The sequence below is a fragment of the Vibrio intestinalis genome (genome assembly GCF_025195085.2).
Classification (GTDB): Bacteria; Pseudomonadota; Gammaproteobacteria; order Enterobacterales; family Vibrionaceae; genus Vibrio; species Vibrio intestinalis.
This window is the reverse complement of record NZ_JANAVY020000002.1, coordinates 335,332-353,899: the sequence shown is the minus strand read 5'-3', so window position 1 is coordinate 353,899 and position 18,568 is coordinate 335,332. Positions and strand designations below refer to the sequence as shown.

The 18,568-nt window shown below is 46.5% G+C and carries 17 protein-coding genes; all 17 read left to right on the top strand.

All coding sequences use genetic code 11. The features are described from left to right. Positions 1–217 precede the first annotated feature (217 nt). A complete protein-coding gene (locus MU515_RS06105; RefSeq protein ID WP_260259533.1) occupies positions 218–1,351 on the top strand; it encodes a flagellin in 1,134 nt (377 codons plus the stop codon). Positions 1,352–1,422: 71 nt separating this feature from the next. Beyond that, positions 1,423–1,851: a flagellar protein FlaG gene (flaG, locus tag MU515_RS06100; protein ID WP_260259532.1), complete on the top strand. Its 429-nt coding sequence runs from the start codon at positions 1,423–1,425 to the stop codon at positions 1,849–1,851. Between the two features lie 20 nt (positions 1,852–1,871). Then, positions 1,872–3,911 (top strand): flagellar filament capping protein FliD, encoded by a 2,040-nt coding sequence (gene fliD / locus MU515_RS06095; protein ID WP_260259531.1) that lies wholly within the window; start codon positions 1,872–1,874, stop codon positions 3,909–3,911. Next, complete coding sequence (locus MU515_RS06090; protein WP_260259529.1) at positions 3,895–4,218, top strand: flagellar protein FliT; 324 nt, start codon at positions 3,895–3,897, stop codon at positions 4,216–4,218. The genes fliD and MU515_RS06090 overlap by 17 nt, the downstream gene beginning before the upstream one ends. 11 nt (positions 4,219–4,229) lie before the next feature. Next, positions 4,230–4,640, top strand: coding sequence for a flagellar export chaperone FliS (fliS, locus tag MU515_RS06085; RefSeq protein WP_260259528.1), 411 nt, complete (start codon positions 4,230–4,232; stop codon positions 4,638–4,640). 255 nt (positions 4,641–4,895) lie between these two features. Continuing rightward, on the top strand, positions 4,896–6,362 hold the full coding sequence (locus MU515_RS06080; protein WP_260259526.1) for a sigma-54 dependent transcriptional regulator: 1,467 nt from the start codon (positions 4,896–4,898) through the stop codon (positions 6,360–6,362). A 110-nt stretch (positions 6,363–6,472) separates the two neighbouring features. Continuing rightward, complete coding sequence (locus MU515_RS06075; RefSeq protein ID WP_260259525.1) at positions 6,473–7,528, top strand: sensor histidine kinase; 1,056 nt, start codon at positions 6,473–6,475, stop codon at positions 7,526–7,528. Between the two features lie 2 nt (positions 7,529–7,530). Further along, entirely contained in the window at positions 7,531–8,937 is a 1,407-nt protein-coding gene (locus MU515_RS06070) for a sigma-54-dependent transcriptional regulator (RefSeq protein ID WP_260259524.1), read from the top strand. A gap of 98 nt (positions 8,938–9,035) precedes the next feature. Continuing rightward, positions 9,036–9,347 carry a flagellar hook-basal body complex protein FliE gene (gene fliE, locus MU515_RS06065; protein WP_260259611.1) on the top strand — a complete coding sequence of 104 codons (312 nt, stop codon included), beginning with the start codon at positions 9,036–9,038 and terminating at the stop codon, positions 9,345–9,347. Between the two features lie 14 nt (positions 9,348–9,361). Then, positions 9,362–11,113 carry a flagellar basal-body MS-ring/collar protein FliF gene (gene fliF / locus MU515_RS06060; protein ID WP_260259522.1) on the top strand — a complete coding sequence of 584 codons (1,752 nt, stop codon included), beginning with the start codon at positions 9,362–9,364 and terminating at the stop codon, positions 11,111–11,113. Next, positions 11,106–12,161 carry a flagellar motor switch protein FliG gene (gene fliG / locus MU515_RS06055; protein ID WP_260259521.1) on the top strand — a complete coding sequence of 352 codons (1,056 nt, stop codon included), beginning with the start codon at positions 11,106–11,108 and terminating at the stop codon, positions 12,159–12,161. Before fliF ends, fliG begins: the two co-directional genes overlap by 8 nt. 35 nt (positions 12,162–12,196) lie before the next feature. Beyond that, positions 12,197–12,997, top strand: a complete 801-nt coding sequence (gene fliH / locus MU515_RS06050) for a flagellar assembly protein FliH (protein ID WP_260259520.1) — start codon at positions 12,197–12,199, stop codon at positions 12,995–12,997. Continuing rightward, a complete protein-coding gene (gene fliI / locus MU515_RS06045) occupies positions 12,997–14,319 on the top strand; it encodes a flagellar protein export ATPase FliI (protein ID WP_260259518.1) in 1,323 nt (440 codons plus the stop codon). The genes fliH and fliI overlap by 1 nt, the downstream gene beginning before the upstream one ends. Positions 14,320–14,326: 7 nt before the next feature. After that, the gene (gene fliJ / locus MU515_RS06040; RefSeq protein ID WP_260259516.1) at positions 14,327–14,767 is read left to right on the top strand and encodes a flagellar export protein FliJ; all 441 of its coding nucleotides are present in this window, start codon (positions 14,327–14,329) and stop codon (positions 14,765–14,767) included. Positions 14,768–14,960: 193 nt separating this feature from the next. Further along, positions 14,961–16,943: a flagellar hook-length control protein FliK gene (locus MU515_RS06035; protein WP_260259515.1), complete on the top strand. Its 1,983-nt coding sequence runs from the start codon at positions 14,961–14,963 to the stop codon at positions 16,941–16,943. 49 nt (positions 16,944–16,992) lie between these two features. Continuing rightward, positions 16,993–17,487, top strand: coding sequence for a flagellar basal body-associated protein FliL (fliL, locus tag MU515_RS06030; RefSeq protein WP_260259513.1), 495 nt, complete (start codon positions 16,993–16,995; stop codon positions 17,485–17,487). Between the two features lie 8 nt (positions 17,488–17,495). Continuing rightward, positions 17,496–18,545 carry a flagellar motor switch protein FliM gene (fliM, locus tag MU515_RS06025; protein ID WP_260259512.1) on the top strand — a complete coding sequence of 350 codons (1,050 nt, stop codon included), beginning with the start codon at positions 17,496–17,498 and terminating at the stop codon, positions 18,543–18,545. The last annotated feature ends 23 nt before the right edge of the window (positions 18,546–18,568 follow it).

Here is an 18,568-nt window from a genome sequence, read left to right as displayed (position 1 = left end):
TTCGGCTGGATTTTTTTGTATCTTAAGGTTAGTAATTTCATTATCAATCAGAAGTGGATCACGTTTTATCGATGCTAGAAAATAAAATCTAAAAAAATTTAATTTTTCTCTAAAGGTTATTTTTCTCTCGCCGTTAAAGGATTGAGAGAAATGAGATGCATCAAAGTGAGGTGAGAGACACTGAGATGCATTCCCCAATGCCTAAGGAGATCAAAATATGGCAATCAACGTGAATACGAATGTGTCCGCGATGACCGCGCAGCGTTACGTAAACAATGCTACCGATGGTATGCAGAAGTCGATGGAGCGTTTGTCGTCTGGTTATAAAATCAACAGCGCAAAAGATGATGCAGCAGGTCTGCAAATCTCTAACCGCTTAACGTCACAAAGCCGTGGCTTAGATGTTGCCGTTCGAAATGCCAACGACGGTATTTCTATTGCGCAAACAGCAGAAGGTGCGATGAATGAAACCACCAACATTCTGCAACGTATGCGTGATCTATCACTTCAATCATCAAATGGTTCGAACTCTCGTTCGGAGCGTATTGCTATTCAAGAAGAAGTGACTGCATTGAACGATGAACTAAATCGTATTGCAGAAACAACGTCTTTTGGTGGTAATAAGCTATTGAACGGTCAGTTTGGCAGCCAATCTTTCCAGATCGGTGCGAGCTCTGGTGAAGCTGTAAAACTGAGCATGGGTAACATGCGTTCAGATACTACTGACATGGGTGGTAAGTCTTACACAGCAACAACAGGTAAAGCTGCTGACTGGCGTGTACAAGCGGGTACGACCGACATTACACTAGACTATACTGACGTGCATGGTGATGCTCAATCTATCAGCGTTAACGCTAAAGTTGGCGATGATGTAGAGCAGTTAGCGACCTACATCAACGGCCAAAGTGAAGATGTAAAAGCATCGGTTGGCGAAGATGGTAAAATGCAGCTATTCACCGCGACGAATAAAGTTGATGGTGCGGTTACTATCGGTGGCGGTCTAGGTACAGATCTTGGCTTCGGTGCAGCACAAGATGTGACTGTTGCTGACGTTGATGTAACAACAGTAGCTGGCTCGCAACTTGCAGTGTCAGTGATTGATGGTGCATTAAAATCCGTTGATAGCCAACGTGCGTCATTAGGTGCATTCCAAAACCGTTTTGATCATGCGATCAACAACCTAGACAATATCAACGAGAACGTAAACGCATCGCGTGGCCGTATTCGTGATACTGACTACGCAAAAGAAACAACCCAAATGACGAAATCTCAGATCCTACAGCAGGCGAGTACGTCAGTATTGGCACAAGCCAAGCAGACTCCAACTGCGGCGCTAAGCCTATTGGGTTAAAGAAAAGCCGAGCTGACTAGGATGAGTAGCTCGTAAGAGCTACCAACCTATGAGGTGGAAGGGAGATTGTTATGGAGATACCATCCTACACGTCGAACATCCAGTCTTATGGCTCACAAAGTGGCACTAAAATTGCTTCAGGGTATGATAACCCGCAAGGAGTTTCCTTACCTTCTAAGAAGGATGTGGCAACAGAATTAGATCAGCTGACTTCGCGTTCAGTGGAACAAACAGCAGAAGCCATTCAAGTTAGGCAGAAGCTATCTGAGCAAGAACGTGAAAAAGTGGTTGAACAGATGAATGAATTTATCTCGTCAATCAATACCAGCTTATCTTTCCGAGTTGACGAAGAGTCAGGTCGAGATGTCGTCACCATTTTTGAAGAAAGCACTGGTGAGATAATTCGCCAGATACCCGATGAGGAAATGTTGGAAGTCTTGCGACGCCTTAGAGAACAAACAGCGCGATATTCATCGGGCTTGGTGGTCGATAAGGTGTAATCGTATTTTGAGGTGATTAGATGAGTTTTGGCCCGATAGGGATGAATACTGGCATGGATATCAATTCCATGGTGAGCAAAATTGTCGATGCTGAGCGCACTCCAAAGCAGCAGCGCATCGACAATGAGCGCACTGAAATTGATACCAGTATTAGTGCTTATGGGCGGCTTAGAGAGTCGCTGGATACGATGAAAAACTTGATGGTGAGTTTCCGTCAAGAGAAGGCGTTTGCTGCAAGAACGGTGGAGTCAACCGATGACACCGTTGTGTCAGCAAACGCAACAACTGAAGCTATTGCAGGCCGTTATGCTGTCGATGTGTTGCAACTTGCTCAAAGCCATAAAATTGCCTCTGATGTACTACCGGAAGATGGCAAGTTTAACGCGGGTAAGTTGCGTATTTCGATGGGCAGCAAGTCGTTCGTTGTTGACGTAAAAGAGCACTCCAAGTTAGGTGATGTTGTCCGTGGTATTAACGGCAGCAAATCTAACCCTGGGGTGCGTGCTTCTGTTATCAATGACGTAAACGGCCCTCGTCTTATCGTTGCTTCTGACGCCTCAGGTCAGGACAACGCCGTTAAAATGAGTGTTGAGACAGATAAACCAGACAATCTGCTTAAACGTCTTGAATACAAAACCTTAGAGCAACGAGTAGAAGATCTTGAAAGCGCCCGAGCGGCTGCTCAAGAGCTACTTAGCCCGCTCACACCAGAAGAAAAACTGGTCGCTGACCGAATTGCTCAAGCGAATATCGATGCGGCAAAAGTTGTCGACCAAGAAATTGCCGATACCACTAAGCAAGCGGCAAGTGTTGTCGATCCAAATGCGGCAAAAGATATTACTCCGACCAATGAAATGTCGGCAGCGGCGTTAAGTGCTGCGGCTAATGCAGGCCAAGCCGCAAATAAATACATTAAACCGGAAGATCGAATTCCCGGCTGGACAGAAACCGCATCAGGCACCTTACTGGATTCTTATTGGGAACCCGAGCCAGAGCTAGACGCCAAAGCGCAAGAAAAAGCGGGCGACGTACCCGGCTGGTCAAATACGGCTTCTGGTACATTGACTGATTCATACGTCACGCCAAAAGAGGCGCAAGCGGCGCTTGATAAACAGATGGCGCAAGAGCAAGCAATGATCGATGCGGCAGATAAAGTGAAAGCCGATAAAATCGATGCAGCTCTAGCCGCTGGCGAGCTTGATGATACACAAGCCAAACAAGCCAAGCGTGATTTACTGCCTCCAGAGCAGCGTGAATATTTAGAACGTATTGATAAAGCTCAAGCCGATTTAAAAGCCGCGCAATCATCGTTTGATGCTTATGGTGGTATGAGCCAAGTGCAAGCCGCGCAAGACTCAAAAGTATTGCTTGATGGGGTTGCCGAACTCTCAAGTAAAAACAACATAATCGAAGACGCCATTGATGGGGTAGATTTGACGTTGAAAGGTCGTAGCGATCCGACTCAGCGCCCATCAGAAATTGATATTGAATACGATCGACAAGGTGTGCGTGACGACATTGAACAGTTCGTCGCCGCTTATAATCAATTCCACCAGTTGTCGAAAGATCTCGCTAGTGTTGACCCATTAACAGGCCAAGCTGGCCCATTGTCGGGTGACAGCGTGGTGCGCAGTGCGGATTCACGTTTGAAATCGGTTTTCTCATCGTCAATAGAGCCGGCACCAGAAGATCTTAAATCTCTGACCGAGTTTGGTATCACAACCACGCGTCAAGGTACGTTAGAGATTAACTACAACATGCTGGATAAGCAGTTGAACAATAACTTTGGCAAGTTAGAAGATTTCTTTGGTGGTAACCAAGGATTCGCCAAAAAGGTTGAAGATGCCATTCATGGTATTACTGGCGTACAAGGTTCATTAAGAACTCGTGAGCAAAGTTTAGTAGAGAGAAACTATAGACTGCAAGATGATCAAGTCAAACTGGATCGCCGTATGGAAGGTCTAGAGAAACGAACTCACGCTAAATTCTCTGCGATGCAAGACTCAACCAGTAAAATGCAATCTCAGCTGGCAGGGATGATGAATGCACTTGGCCAATAATTTCTTTGAACAACTAAAGTTATTGAGTGATCTTGATCGCAATATTAAAATCACACTTACATCCGCTGACATTGATACTGAAGAAATTCATTCGTTGGTCGATAAAAGGGAACAATTGTTGCTAAACATCATTAGCGACGTCAAAAAGTCACCTGAGTTGGCAGAAACAGAACAATGGCAAGCTGCGATTGCTCTGACTAAAGAAGTGGTGAATTTGATGGCGCAGCAAACAGCAGCGATTGGTCAAACCCTACAAAAGTATCGACACGGCAGTAAGTCGGTTCAGCAATACAAAAAGTTTTTATAAAGAGGAATGTTATGCGCGGTTCATTACAGGCATACAAGAAGGTATCGGTAGATAGCCAGCTCAGTGCGGCCTCCCCGCATAAGATCGTAACGATGCTGATGTCTGGTGCGATCGAGCGCTTGATTCAAGGTAAAGCTGCAATGCAGCAAGGTAATATCCCAGCGAAAGGTGAACGTCTAGGTAAAGCGCTAGATATCATTATTAGCTTGCGTAGTTGTCTATCGATGGACGACGGTGGTGATATTGCTCAAAATTTGGATCAATTGTACGAATTCATGATTACACAAATTACTGCGGCAAATCATCAGAACGATCCGCAACCAATTGACGACGTAATCGACATTATTCGTGAGATTAAATCGGCGTGGGAACAGATCCCAACTGAGTTTCATAACCTAACAGCGCAAGATGTTGGTTTGTAAGAAATTTATCAAATAAATGTTATTTTATTTAGAGATTTAAAAAAAATAGCTTTGGGTTAATATCACACCCCATAATTGCTTGGTTGCCTTATTTTTTTTATCAAATAGAATAGAAGCCACTAACAAGCCTAGTGGCTTTTTTTGTTGCTGAAATTTGTATTTTGACTATCGTTAAAATTACTCGAACAAATTAGAGATCAAATACATTTTATGTCAGCAGCCCCAAGTATTTAATGAAGGCAATCATTCTCACCTATGCAAGGCTTAGCAAAATTACTTGTAATTGAAGACGACGCGCAAGCACAAGCGACCTTATCTAGCATTCTAGAGTTCGTTGGTGAACAGTGCGAAGTTATCAGTGCCGCACAAATTGATACGTTAGATTTATCCGGAGTTTGGTCTGGATGCATTGTTGGCTCTATATCTAACAGCACTGAAGCAAAAAAATTGGGTGATGCCCTCGCTCGCGCTAATCACATTCCTCTTTTGGTTGCGAACAAACAGTTTCGCAATGTCGACGATTTTACCAACTACGTTGGCGATCTCGCTTTTCCACTGAATTACCCTCAACTCAGCGAAGCTCTCCGTCACTGCAAAGACTTTTTAGGTCGTAAAGGCGTTAACGTCGTATCGACTGCTCGTAAAAACACTTTGTTTCGCAGTTTAGTCGGCCAGAGCCACGGCATTAAAGAAGTTCGCCATCTGATTGAGCAGGTGTCTACTACGGAAGCGAATGTACTGATTCTTGGTGAATCTGGTACAGGTAAAGAAGTGGTCGCGCGTAATATCCATTATCATTCATCACGTCGCGGTGGGCCGTTTGTGCCAATTAACTGTGGCGCGATTCCACCAGATTTATTAGAAAGCGAACTGTTCGGCCATGAAAAAGGGGCGTTTACGGGGGCGATTACCGCGCGTAAAGGTCGTTTTGAACTGGCAGAAGGTGGCACACTGTTTTTGGATGAAATTGGCGATATGCCGATGCCAATGCAGGTTAAGCTGCTACGTGTGTTGCAAGAGCGCTGTTTTGAGCGCGTAGGTGGCAACAGCACGATTCGAGCAAATGTACGTATTATTGCTGCGACGCACCGTAATCTGGAAACCATGATTAACGATGAGTCGTTCCGCGAAGATTTATACTATCGCCTCAACGTATTCCCAATCGAGATGCCAGCTTTACGCGATCGTAAAGAAGACATCCCATTGTTGTTGCAAGAGTTAATGACGCGTATGGAAGCAGAAGGGGCGCAGCCTATCTGTTTTACACCTCGAGCGATCAACTCTCTTACCGAGCACGATTGGCCAGGTAACGTGCGTGAACTAGCAAACCTAGTAGAGCGCATGATCATTCTGTATCCAAATAGCTTGGTGGACGTAAACCATCTACCAACAAAATACCGTTACAGTGATATTCCTGAGTTCCAACCTGAATATAACCCAATTGTTTCAGTGGAAGAGCAAGAGCGTGATGCACTAGCGAACATCTTCTCAGATGATTTTGATCTGGATGAAGCTGAGCTGTTCCCAAGCAGTGAAAATGCACCGCAGTCATTGCCACCGGAAGGCGTGAATCTCAAAGAGATGCTCGCTGAGCTAGAGGTGACTATGATTAACCAAGCGCTTGAAGCGCAAGGTGGTGTTGTTGCCCGTGCTGCGGACATGTTGGGTATGCGTCGTACGACTCTGGTAGAGAAGATGCGCAAATACAATTTACAAAGATAAGGCGCTGTCAAAAAATCGACTTTACCTTAACTTGTTGTAAAATATAATAAAATGGCTTGGCGTGCATTTTGCATTTCAAGCCATTGTAGTATCTGAGGCAAAAAAACGACATGCAACCAAGCCAGCAAAGCGAAAACCACCATTTAGGCTCTTTAGAAGAGCAAGTAGAACGTTACCAGCAGGTATTAGATGTAATGCCTGCGGGGGTCATTTTGCTTGATACCCAAGGGGTAGTGCGTGAAGCAAACCCTGAAGCACTTCGTCTATTGGAAGTGCCGCTGGTTGGGCAAAAGTGGTTTGAGGTGATTCAGCAGGCCTTTGCGCCACGTGAAGATGATGGTCATGAAATTTCTCTGCGCAATGGTCGTAAAGTGAGGTTAGCCATTTCAGCTTCTGCTACAGGCCAGTTGATTCTAGTGACAGACCTAACAGAAACCCGTTTACTGCAATCACGTATCAGTGATTTGCAACGTTTGTCGTCATTAGGTCGTATGGTGGCCTCTTTGGCTCACCAAGTTCGAACACCACTTTCAAGTGCGATGCTTTATGCGGCTAATTTGGGTGCACCGAATCTGCCTCCTGCGACGAAAGATCGCTTTCAAACCAAATTGCTTGATCGACTGCATGACCTTGAAAAACAAGTTAATGATATGCTGTTGTTTGCGAAAGGTGGTGACAACAAAGTGGTTAAGCCATTTAAAGTGTCGGATTTGATTGCAGAGTTTTCCCCAATGGTTGAAACCGCAATCAAAAACAACGCGATTGACTACTGCCTAGAGGTTGAACAAGAAGAGACAACCTTGATGGGTAATGCCAATGCGATTGCTTCAGCATTAAGTAACTTGGTGATGAACGCGATTCAAATCGCGGGTAAAGAGTCACAGGTGGATGTGTTTTTCCGCCCAGTAAATAACGAATTAAAAATCTCGGTTCAAGACAGTGGGCCGGGTGTGCCGCAGGAATTGCAGCAAAAGATAATGGAACCTTTCTTCACAACGCGCTCGCAAGGCACTGGCCTTGGTTTGGCCGTTGTTCAAATGGTGTGCCGTGCCCATGACGGAAGGTTAGAACTTATTTCAGAAGAGGGTGATGGTGCGTGCTTTACAATGTGCATTCCACTAGAGCGCAACGTATCACCTGAACAAGCAGTAACGACTGGAGAATAACAATGGCTCAAAGCAAAGTACTTATCGTAGAGGATGATGAAGGTCTACGCGAAGCACTGGTTGATACTCTAGCCTTAGCTGGATATGAGTGGCTAGAAGCAGATAGCGCTGAAGACGCCCTAGTTAAACTTAAGTCAAACGCTGTTGATATCGTCGTGTCTGACGTGCAAATGGCCGGTATGGGCGGTTTAGCGCTGCTTCGTAACATCAAACAGCATTGGCCAAACCTTCCTGTATTGCTGATGACGGCTTACGCCAACATCGAAGATGCTGTTTCAGCCATGAAAGATGGTGCGATTGATTACATGGCGAAGCCATTCGCCCCAGAAGTGCTTCTTAACATGGTTAGCCGCTACGCGCCTGTGAAATCCGATGATAACGGCGATGCCGTCGTTGCAGATGAAAAGAGCCTCAAGCTGTTGGCGTTGGCAGAGAAAGTCGCAAAGACAGATGCAAACGTGATGGTGCTTGGCCCAAGTGGCTCGGGTAAAGAAGTGATGTCTCGCTACATTCACAATGCTTCAAATCGGAAAGATGGCCCATTTGTGGCGATCAACTGTGCCGCGATTCCAGACAACATGCTTGAAGCTACGCTATTTGGTTATGAGAAAGGTGCGTTTACTGGCGCGGTTCAAGCGTGCCCAGGTAAGTTCGAACAAGCTCAAGGCGGCACTATCTTACTAGATGAAATTAGTGAGATGGATCTCAATCTTCAAGCTAAACTTTTACGTGTGCTACAAGAAAGAGAAGTGGAACGTTTAGGTAGCCGAAAGAGCATCAAGTTAGATGTTCGTGTGCTTGCGACCAGTAACCGTGACTTAAAGCAATATGTGCAAGAAGGTAATTTCCGTGAAGACTTGTACTACCGCTTAAATGTTTTCCCAATTGCGTGGCCTGCACTTTGTGATCGTAAAGGCGACATCGCACCTTTAGCTAAGCATCTGGTAGAACGTCATTGCCAAAAGTTGGGGATGCCAGTTCCAAGTATTAATGATGATGCTTTGAATAAGTTGGTCGCATATCCATGGCCTGGTAACGTGCGCGAGCTAGATAACGTCGTGCAGCGTGCATTGATATTAAGTGAAAATAGCCACATTACCGGCGATCATATTTTGCTAGAAGGACTTGATTGGCAAGATGCAAGTAGCTTGCAGCAAGTGGTTGAAACTGGCCATATAGCAACGCCAACCGTCAAGCCGGTAGCTGAAGTAGATTCTTCCCAAACTCTGCCTTCGGCATCAGGCCTAGGAAACGAGCTAAGAGATCAAGAATACGCCATTATTCTTGAAACTTTGGTTGAGTGTGGTGGCCGTCGTAAGGAAATGGCTGAAAAATTGGGTATTAGTCCACGCACTTTGCGCTACAAGCTAGCAAAAATGCGAGATGCAGGGATTGATATTCCAAACTAACGTGCTATTTTCGATACCTTATATCTACGTGGCATAGGATTTGCAGCGTCAGTATTACAGCGAAAGAGTTAGTCAAATAGTTGACATCAGAGGTAATGATGAGAATTGATGGATTTAATAGTGAAATGCAAGCCATGATGCTTGAAGCTGCTAACACTAAACCAGCGGCAACAGGTCAGGCTGTGGGTGCAGATTTTAGTGCGCTATTGAACAATGCTATTAATAACGTCAATGACCTTTCTAAGACCTCTAGTAACCTTCAAATGCGTTTTGATCGCGGTGATGAAGGTGTGTCTCTTTCCGATGTAATGATTGCGCGCAACAAATCCAGTGTCGCATTTGAAGCAACAATTCAAGTACGCAACAAGCTTGTTGAAGCGTACAAAGAATTGATGAACATGCCAGTGTAACTTAGGTATTTTCTGTGGCAGATCCAAACCAATCAACCGATTTGACTCTTTCAGAGTCTAGCTCTGATAACGCCTTGATCACGCAATCTGACGTGGATTCAGGCGCAAGTCAAAATCCTGATCTTGATGAAAAAAGCAGTTCTAAGTTCGATATGGCGGTCGGTGATCTCGACTTACTTCGCCAAGTCGTGTTGGTGCTGTCTATTTCTATCTGTGTTGCGCTGATCGTGATGCTGTTTTTCTGGGTGAAAGAGCCAGAAATGCGCCCTCTAGGTGCGTATGAAACAGAAGAACTGATCCCTGTACTCGATTACCTAGATCAGCAAAAACAAGAATACACGCTTGAAGGTAACACCATTATGGTGCCAGTGGCTGAATACAGCGGCCTTAAGCTCAACCTTACGCGTGCTGGTTTAAACCAAGAGAAAGAAGCTGGCGACGATATCTTGCTGCAAGATATGGGCTTTGGTGTGTCGCAGCGCCTTGAGCTAGAACGTCTTAAATTGAGCCGTGAGCGTCAGCTTTCTAAAGCAATAGAAGAAATGAAACAGGTGCGTAAAGCACGTGTTTTACTCGCCCTACCAAAACAAAGTGTGTTTGTACGTCATAACCAAGAAGCGTCTGCTTCGGTGTTTCTGACAGTGAGTACAGGCAACACGTTAAAACAAGAAGAAGTCGATTCGATTGTTGATATGGTTTCAAGTGCTGTACCAGGCATGAAGCCAACTCGTGTGACAGTAACCGATCAACATGGCCGACTATTAAGCTCTGGCTCTCAAGATGCGGCCTCTATGGCGCGTCGTAAAGAACACGAACTAGAGCGTAAGCAAGAGCAAGCGCTGCGCGAGAAGATTGATTCTGTTCTTATCCCAATTTTAGGCTTCGGTAATTACACCGCTCAGGTGGATATCGAACTGGATTTCAGTGCAGTAGAACAAACGCGTAAACGTTTTGACCCAGCTACGCCAGCTACTCGAAGTGAATACACGCTAGAAGATTACAACAACGGTAATGTTGTGGCAGGTGTGCCGGGTGCGTTGAGTAACCAGCCTCCAGCAGATGCTTCAATTCCACAAGATGTGGCGCAAATGAAAGATGGTACTGTGCTTGGTCAAGGTTCAGTCCATAAAGAAGCAACCCGTAACTACGAGCTAGATACAACAATTAGCCACGAACGCCGTCAAACTGGTATCGTGAATCGCCAAACCGTTGCTGTTGCAATTAAAAACCGTGCGATTGTTAACCCTGATACTGGTGAGACAAGCTATCAACCGCTATCAGATACTGAGCTTAACTCCATCCGTCAAGTGTTGGTGGGCGCAGTCGGCTTTAGTGAAGCGCGCGGTGATTTACTCAATGTACTAAGCATGCAGTTTGCTGTACCTGAGTCTGAAATTATTCAAGATGTGCCAATTTGGGAGCATCCAAACTTCAACGATTGGGTTCGTTGGTTTGCAAGTGCTCTGGTCATCATCATCGTGGTCTTGGTATTGGTTCGCCCTGCGATGAAGAAACTGCTCAACCCTGCTGCGGATGACGATGATGAACAAATGTATGGCCCAGATGGTCTGCCAATTGGTATGGACGGTGAAACCAGCCTAATTGGTGGTGACTTAGACGGTGGTGAGCTGTTTGAGTTTGGTTCTAGCATTGATTTGCCGAACCTACACAAAGACGAAGATGTGTTAAAAGCGGTGCGTGCACTGGTTGCTAACGAACCAGAGCTAGCGGCGCAAGTAGTGAAGAACTGGATGCAAGATGCCTAACGAAATCGTACCTCAAGAACAAGGCGGTGAAGTTACTGAAAACACCGTTGATATTTCAGCGATTCCCGGTGAAGAGCGCGCGGCAATTTTGCTGCTGAGCCTAAACGAGGAAGACGCTGCAGGTATCATTCGTCACCTAGAGCCTAAACAAGTTCAGCGTGTAGGTAGTGCAATGGCTCGCGCTGCCGACCTTAGCCAAGATAAGGTTGGGGTGGTGCATCGTGCATTCTTGGAAGACATTCAGAAATACACCAACATTGGTATGGGCAGTGAAGACTTCATGCGTAATACCCTTGTTGCCGCACTTGGTGAAGATAAAGCGAATAACTTAGTAGACCAAATTCTACTTGGTACTGGTTCGAAAGGTCTCGATTCCCTTAAGTGGATGGACCCTCGTCAGGTAGCCAGCATCATCATCAACGAGCACCCACAGATTCAAACCATCGTATTGTCTTACTTAGAGCCGGATCAGTCTGCGGAGATCTTGTCTCAGTTTGCTGAGCGTGACCGTCTAGATTTGATGATGCGTATTGCCAACCTCGAAGAAGTTCAGCCATCGGCATTGGCAGAGCTGAACGAAATCATGGAGAAGCAGTTCGCTGGTCAAGCGGGTGCGCAAGCCGCCAAGATTGGTGGCCTGAAGGCTGCAGCCGAGATCATGAACTACATGGACAACAACGTCGAAGGCGTGTTGATGGAGCAAATCCGCGACCAAGACGAAGACATGGCAACGCAAATTCAAGACCTTATGTTCGTATTCGAAAACCTTATCGAAGTGGACGATCAAGGTATTCAGAAGTTGCTGCGTGATGTTCCGCAAGATGTACTTCAGAAAGCACTTAAAGGTGCAGATGATGGCCTGCGTGATAAGATCTTCAAGAACATGTCTAAGCGTGCCGCTGAGATGATGCGCGACGATATCGAAGCAATGCCACCGATCAAGGTATCGGATGTAGAAGCAGCACAGAAAGAAGTGCTGGCGATTGCTCGTCGTATGGCCGATGCTGGTGAGCTAATGCTTTCTGGTGGCGCAGACGAATTCTTATAATCGACCTTGTCAAATTCAACAATTAGGTAAGTAGCATGTCAGGTGAGAGAAAACGAGGCTTTTTACGCCTTGATGACGACCAACAAGTAGAAAAGCCGCAGAAATGGGGCCTACCTGACTACAGTTCAGAAACCCATTCACAAGCGCGTGAAACGGCAATGAACTATGACCCTAGTTGGATGCCTAACTTCGAACAGCCGGAAGAAGAAGCGCCAGTAGAACTTACTGACGCTGAAATAGAATTGATTAAGCAGCAAGCCTATCAAGATGGTTTGCATCAAGGCCAAGAAGCGGGCTTCAAACAAGGTTATGAAAAAGGCAAAGAGCAAGGTTTGCAAGAAGGCCATCAAGAAGGTTTAGAAGCCGGAAAGATGGAAGGCGTTGCCGCTGGGCAAGAGTTTATCCAACAGCAAGTGCAAACCTTTGTTAATTTGGCCAATCAGTTTGCTCAACCTTTAGAGCTAATGAATGCTCAGGTTGAAAAACAACTTGTCGACATGGTGCTGACCTTAACCAAAGAGGTGGTGCATGTCGAAGTTCAAACCAACCCTCAAGTTATCTTAGACACTATCAAGCAGTCAGTAGAATCCTTACCAGTTTCTGGTCATGCGATCACGCTGAAACTGCATCCTGATGATGTTGAAATTATTCGTTCTTCCTACGGGGACGAGACTCTCGAATTTAGAAATTGGACATTGCATAGCGAGCCTGCGCTAAATCGCGGTGATGTACAGATCGAAGCGGGAGAGTCGAGCGTGAATTACCGTATGGAGGAGCGAATTCGAAGCGTGCTACAAAGCTTCTGTGGTGTGAACCGCCATCAAGGTGGTGATTAGTGCTGCCACTCGCTGACCGACTCTCCCAATACAAAGTCAATGGCTTAACCTGTCGCCCTGTGGCCTCGGGTAAATTGGTGCGTGTCGTTGGGCTGACTTTAGAAGCGACCGGGTGTCGTGCACCCATCGGCAGTTTATGCCGAGTAGAAACCATGCATGGTGAGATGGAAGCCGAAGTTGTCGGTTTTTCGGGTGACAGCTTGTACCTTATGCCTAGTGAGCAGATCACAGGCGTATTACCCGGCGCGAAAGTGACGCCATTAACCAGTGAAACGGGCTTGCCTGTTGGTATGGAGCTACTTGGCCGCGTAATTGATGGTGTTGGTAACCCGCTTGATGGCTTAGGCCCTATTTATACCGAAAAGCGCGCATCGTTTAACGCAGAACCGATTAACCCACTCGCCCGTAAACCTATCTCAGAACCACTTGATGTTGGTCTTAAAGCCATTAATGGCCTTTTAACGGTAGGTAAAGGGCAACGTATCGGTCTATTTGCCGGTTCAGGTGTTGGTAAGTCGGTCACCTTGGGAATGATGACGCGAGGTACGACCGCGCAAGTCGTGGTTGTTGGCCTAATCGGTGAACGTGGGCGCGAAGTTAAAGAATTCATTGAAGAGATTTTGGGTGTCGATGGCCGTCAACGTTCGGTGGTCGTTGCTGCACCTGCCGATGCTTCGCCGTTGATGCGTTTAAAAGGTTGTCAGACCGCCTTGACCATTGCTGAATACTTCCGCGATCAAGGCTTAGATGTTTTGTTGCTGATGGACTCTTTAACTCGTTTTGCTCAGGCTCAGCGTGAAATTGCCCTTTCTGTGGGTGAGCCTCCGGCAACTAAAGGTTATCCACCTTCGGTTTTTGCTAAGCTTCCAGCGCTAGTAGAACGTGCTGGTAACGGTAGCCCAGATCAAGGCTCAATCACTGCATTCTTTACTGTTCTTACTGAAGGTGATGATTTACAAGATCCAATCGCCGATGCTTCTCGTGCGATTCTTGATGGTCACGTGGTGCTATCTCGCGAAATGGCGGATGCGGGTCATTACCCAGCGATTGACGTTGAGAAATCGGTCAGCCGTGTTATGCCGCAAATTACCAGCGAAGAGCATGTGCTGATGTCTAAGGCCGTGCGTCAGGTACTGTCTATCTGTCGTAAAAACCAAGACTTGGTATCGATTGGTGCGTATAAGCCGGGCTCAGATCCTGCAATTGATAGCGCCTTTACTCTCAAGCCAAGACTGGATGCTTTCCTACAGCAGGGTATGAAAGAAAGTGTGCCATACGAGATGTGTGTCAACATGCTCGGTAGCTTGCTAAAAGGGGAGTAGCTGAGCCATGGATAACGCCCTAGAGTTTTTAATGGATCAAGCCAAAGAGCGCGAAAACCAAGCAGTTTTAGCGCTTAACCAAGCTCGCACTGAGCTTACTGGTTATTATCAGCAGCTTGAGCAAATTGAAAAATACCGTTTGGATTACTGTCAGCAATTAGTTGACCGTGGTAAACAAGGTCTCACGGCAAGCCAATATACTCACTTGAATCGTTTTCTAACCACCTTGGATGATACGTTGTCTAAGCAGAAGCAGGCAGAATCTCACTTTAAAGAGCAAGTTGAAACCTGCGAGCAGCACTGGCTTGAATGTCGTAAACAGCGCCGCTCTTATGAGTGGATGATTGAAAAGAAGAAAACCGAGAAGCAACGCATTCAAAATCAGCGAGAGCAAAAGCAGATGGATGAATTTTCAACGCTGCAATATTCTCGCCGTTCAATCAACTAATTTCATTTTCCGCTGACTATCAGTCTGATTTTTGGCGCGTATCTTGCAGAACATATTCTAATCTGGTCTGTTCTAATGCCATGTTTCGTTATCTATTTGACGTCGTTCGGTAGTGCAATCTCGCATTAGAATCAATTTATACAAGATACCGAAGTGATTGATTATCCTTGGTAGTATGATGAGTTAATGATTTATGAATGTGAATTTGTCTCCGACAACCGATGCCGCAAAAGCCTCCAAAATCAGTGTGGATGGCTCAAGCTCATCTTCTGAAACCTCAGAATCTGAAGGGTTCTTCTCTAAGTTAACCTCGTTGATTAGAGGCGAATCTAAAGCAGAGAAAAGCGCGGAAGGCACTGCTAACGTGAAGTCTGAGTCCGTAAAAGGCCAAGGTGAGGCGAGTGCTGTCAGCGAGGGTGAAGCAGAAGTTACAGCATCAAAACAAGCTGAAGCTGTTAACGATGCGCTCGATGGTCAAGAGGGCGAGGAAAGCGAAACCGCGAAAACGGCGCAACCTGGCGCGGAGAAATCGACCATTCCACCCGAGCTTGAACGTTTTATTGAAAAGCCAGCAGGCGAGACCAATGCTAAGGCTTCTAGCCAGCAAGCAGAACAGACCGTATCAGAAAATAACGAACTACTTGGCCGACTTAATCAATCAAGCCAAGCGTTGCAGCCTAAAGACGGCAATGCATTGCCACATCAAGGCGCAGAAGTAGAACTGCCAGAGCAAGATAGTGAATCCAAGAGTCCACTTGTTGGCGCAGCAGCGGCAGGAGTTGCGACCGGCGCTGCAATTGAAGCTAGTGGTGTAGAGCAAGCGACCAACACGATTGATCTTGCTAAACTGGAACAAATCCAAGCGGTAGAACCTGAAACCATCACCTTACATGGTGAGCGCATCGTGCTCCCTGCAACCAATACTCTGGAGCAACCGGCTATTGCCAGTGATGCGGCCTTGGAGTCGCTAGACCCAGAAGTGTTAAAGGCGATGTCGGCAGATGAGCTAGCAGCATTGAAAGCATTGCAAGAGGCGCAACCAGAGTCAACTCAGCCAACCATGGTTGTTAGTGGCACTTCATTTAGTGCGGCGACCACACAAGTGGACGGTCAAGCACCTGTAGTGGCAATGACCGCTGAAGAAATGACGCAAGTAACGCAAAACGGTGAAACGGTCGCTCAAGGTGTTGTGTCGGCAGCAACGAATCAAAATATTGAAGGTGTCACTGAGTCATTAGACCCAAATGCAGCAATGCCTGTAACAAGTGCAGCGATTGCTTGGTCAACCAATGACGGTGTGCCACTGTCGGATGCAGAGCTTGCCGCTCTTGCTGAAAATCAGTTAAAAGCGGGGCATAAACTTGCGGCAAGTCCACAAGCTATGCAGCAGGCCCAGTTAGCGGCCCTTCAAGCTCAGCAACAAGGTCAAGCACCTCAAGTGGCAGCCCAAGGTGCTCAAGCGATGCTCAATGCAGCTAGTCCTGAAGCTGCGATAGCACAGCAAATGCAAGCTGTTACCGCACAAGCGGTAGCCGCGCCAACTAGCCCCGATCAGTTAGTCGCCAAGGCAGCACTCGGAGCAAACGCAGCCGCTTCAATTGGTAAGCTTTCAGCAAAAGATAGTGCGAACAACGGGCAAGGCGCAGAAGCGACCATTGCCCAGCAACTAAGCCACGCAGCAGGTCAGCAAGGTGTTAACAACCAAATGCGTGCAGAGCAAGCCGCTCAAGCTCAGCCAGCGATGCAACTAAACCGTGAAATGGCAAGTGAGCAAGTGGCTGAACGCGTGCAGATGATGCTGTCGAAAAATCTCAAGAACATTGATATTCGCCTTGACCCACCAGAGCTTGGCCGCATGCAGATTCGCATGAATATGAATGGTGATGGCGCGACAGTCCACTTTACCGTTGCCAACCAACAAGCACGAGATATTGTCGAACAAGCGATGCCACGTTTGAGAGAAATGCTCGCTCAACAGGGCGTACAATTAAGTGATACTTCGGTTCAACAGCAATCTTCTGGGCAGCAACAAGGCCAATATGCGGCCGGAAATGAAGGTGGAAGTGGTCAAGGTAACGGCAATCAAACCTTCTCAGGTGAAGAAAACCTTGAACCAGACGTCAAACTTGATTTGAATGTCGCATCAAAGCGTGATGGAATCAGTTATTACGCTTAAACTATGCCTTAAGCAAATAAAGAACTGAATAGTTAGAGAAAGTTTATCTATGGCAGAAGAACTAGACAACGAAGCACCAAAAGGTAAAAACAAGCTAATTATCATTATCGCAGCCGTGGTAGTGTTGTTGGTTGTTGGCGGTGGTGCTGCATTTTTCTTGATGGGTTCGAGTGAACCAAGCGCAGAAGAGCTCGCAGCAAGCCAAACGGCAGCGACAGTTGAAGCTCCCGTTTCTTATGTAAATATTGCCCAACCGTTTTTGTTTAATGTGACCGGGGATTCGAAAGATCGTCTCGTTCAGATTAAAGTGCAGCTGATGGTACGTGGAAGCAACAATGAAAACCTTGCTCGCTACCACTCGCCGTTAATTGAAAGCTCCTTGTTGGCGACGTTCGCTTCGGCGACTGTCGATCAGTTGCGAAGCGCGACAGGGCGTGTCGAACTTCGTGATAAAGCGACCCAAGACATTCAAGCGAGTTTGACTCGCGCAGTAGGCGAGCCCGTGATTGAGCGTGTGCTGTTTACTGATTTCGTAATTCAGTAGGACTAAGAGTGACTGATCTATTAAGCCAAGACGAAATTGATGCGCTATTGCATGGCGTAGATGATGTCGATGACGTTGAAGAGGATGAGGTAGCGGGTGATGCCAGTGCGGTAGAATTCGACTTCTCTTCTCAAGACCGCATTGTTCGTGGTCGAATGCCAACGCTGGAACTCATCAACGAGCGCTTTGCTCGTCACATGCGTATCAGTTTGTTCAACATGCTGCGAAAAACCGCTGAAGTTTCTATCAACGGCGTGCAGATGATGAAGTTTGGCGAATATCAAAACACCTTGTATGTACCAACCAGTTTGAACATGGTGCGCTTTAGACCGCTTAAAGGTACGGCGCTGATTACCATGGAAGCGCGTTTGGTTTTCATCTTGGTGGAGAACTTCTTTGGCGGCGATGGCCGTTTTCATGCCCGTATCGAAGGTCGTGAATTTACCCCAACCGAGCGTCGTATCGTTCAGTTGCTGCTGAAAATTGTATTTGAAGACTACAAAGAGGCGTGGTCGCCAGTAATGGGTGTTGAGTTTGAGTACCTCGACTCAGAAGTAAACCCAAGTATGGCGAACATTGTTAGCCCGACCGAAGTGATCGTGGTGAGCTCATTCCATATCGAAGTGGATGGCGGCGGCGGTGACTTCCACGTGGTAATGCCTTACTCCATGGTTGAGCCGATTCGTGAACTGCTTGATGCAGGTGTTCAATCAGACAAAATGGAAACAGACGTACGTTGGAGTACGGCGCTGCGTGAAGAGATCATGGATGTGCCGGTTAACTTCCGCGTTGATTTACTTGAACAAGACATTTCACTGCGTGATTTGATGGAGCTACAAGCAGGCGACATTATCCCAGTCGATATGCCAGAGCATGCGGTAATGTTCGTCGAAGAGTTGCCAACCTATCGCGTTAAGATGGGGCGTTCGGGCGAGAAATTAGCGGTTCAAGTGTCAGAAAAAATCAAACGCCCAGATGTGGTGAAAACCGATATCGCCTTCCTCGGCAAGGATGTAATTTCCGAGCTAGAGCAAGATGATGGCGAAATCGAAGATTAAAAGATTATATAAGTATCAAGTAT

Coding starts and splice junctions, on each gene's coding strand:
- MU515_RS06090 (WP_260259529.1), top strand. CDS start 3,895: ATGCACTTGGCCAATAATTTCTTTGAACAACTAAAGTTATTGAGTGAT.
- fliS (WP_260259528.1), top strand. CDS start 4,230: ATGCGCGGTTCATTACAGGCATACAAGAAGGTATCGGTAGATAGCCAG.
- fliE (WP_260259611.1), top strand. CDS start 9,036: ATGAGAATTGATGGATTTAATAGTGAAATGCAAGCCATGATGCTTGAA.
- fliD (WP_260259531.1), top strand. CDS start 1,872: ATGAGTTTTGGCCCGATAGGGATGAATACTGGCATGGATATCAATTCC.
- fliH (WP_260259520.1), top strand. CDS start 12,197: ATGTCAGGTGAGAGAAAACGAGGCTTTTTACGCCTTGATGACGACCAA.
- MU515_RS06070 (WP_260259524.1), top strand. CDS start 7,531: ATGGCTCAAAGCAAAGTACTTATCGTAGAGGATGATGAAGGTCTACGC.
- fliJ (WP_260259516.1), top strand. CDS start 14,327: ATGGATAACGCCCTAGAGTTTTTAATGGATCAAGCCAAAGAGCGCGAA.
- fliL (WP_260259513.1), top strand. CDS start 16,993: ATGGCAGAAGAACTAGACAACGAAGCACCAAAAGGTAAAAACAAGCTA.
- fliG (WP_260259521.1), top strand. CDS start 11,106: ATGCCTAACGAAATCGTACCTCAAGAACAAGGCGGTGAAGTTACTGAA.
- flaG (WP_260259532.1), top strand. CDS start 1,423: ATGGAGATACCATCCTACACGTCGAACATCCAGTCTTATGGCTCACAA.
- MU515_RS06105 (WP_260259533.1), top strand. CDS start 218: ATGGCAATCAACGTGAATACGAATGTGTCCGCGATGACCGCGCAGCGT.
- MU515_RS06080 (WP_260259526.1), top strand. CDS start 4,896: ATGCAAGGCTTAGCAAAATTACTTGTAATTGAAGACGACGCGCAAGCA.
- MU515_RS06035 (WP_260259515.1), top strand. CDS start 14,961: ATGAATGTGAATTTGTCTCCGACAACCGATGCCGCAAAAGCCTCCAAA.
- MU515_RS06075 (WP_260259525.1), top strand. CDS start 6,473: ATGCAACCAAGCCAGCAAAGCGAAAACCACCATTTAGGCTCTTTAGAA.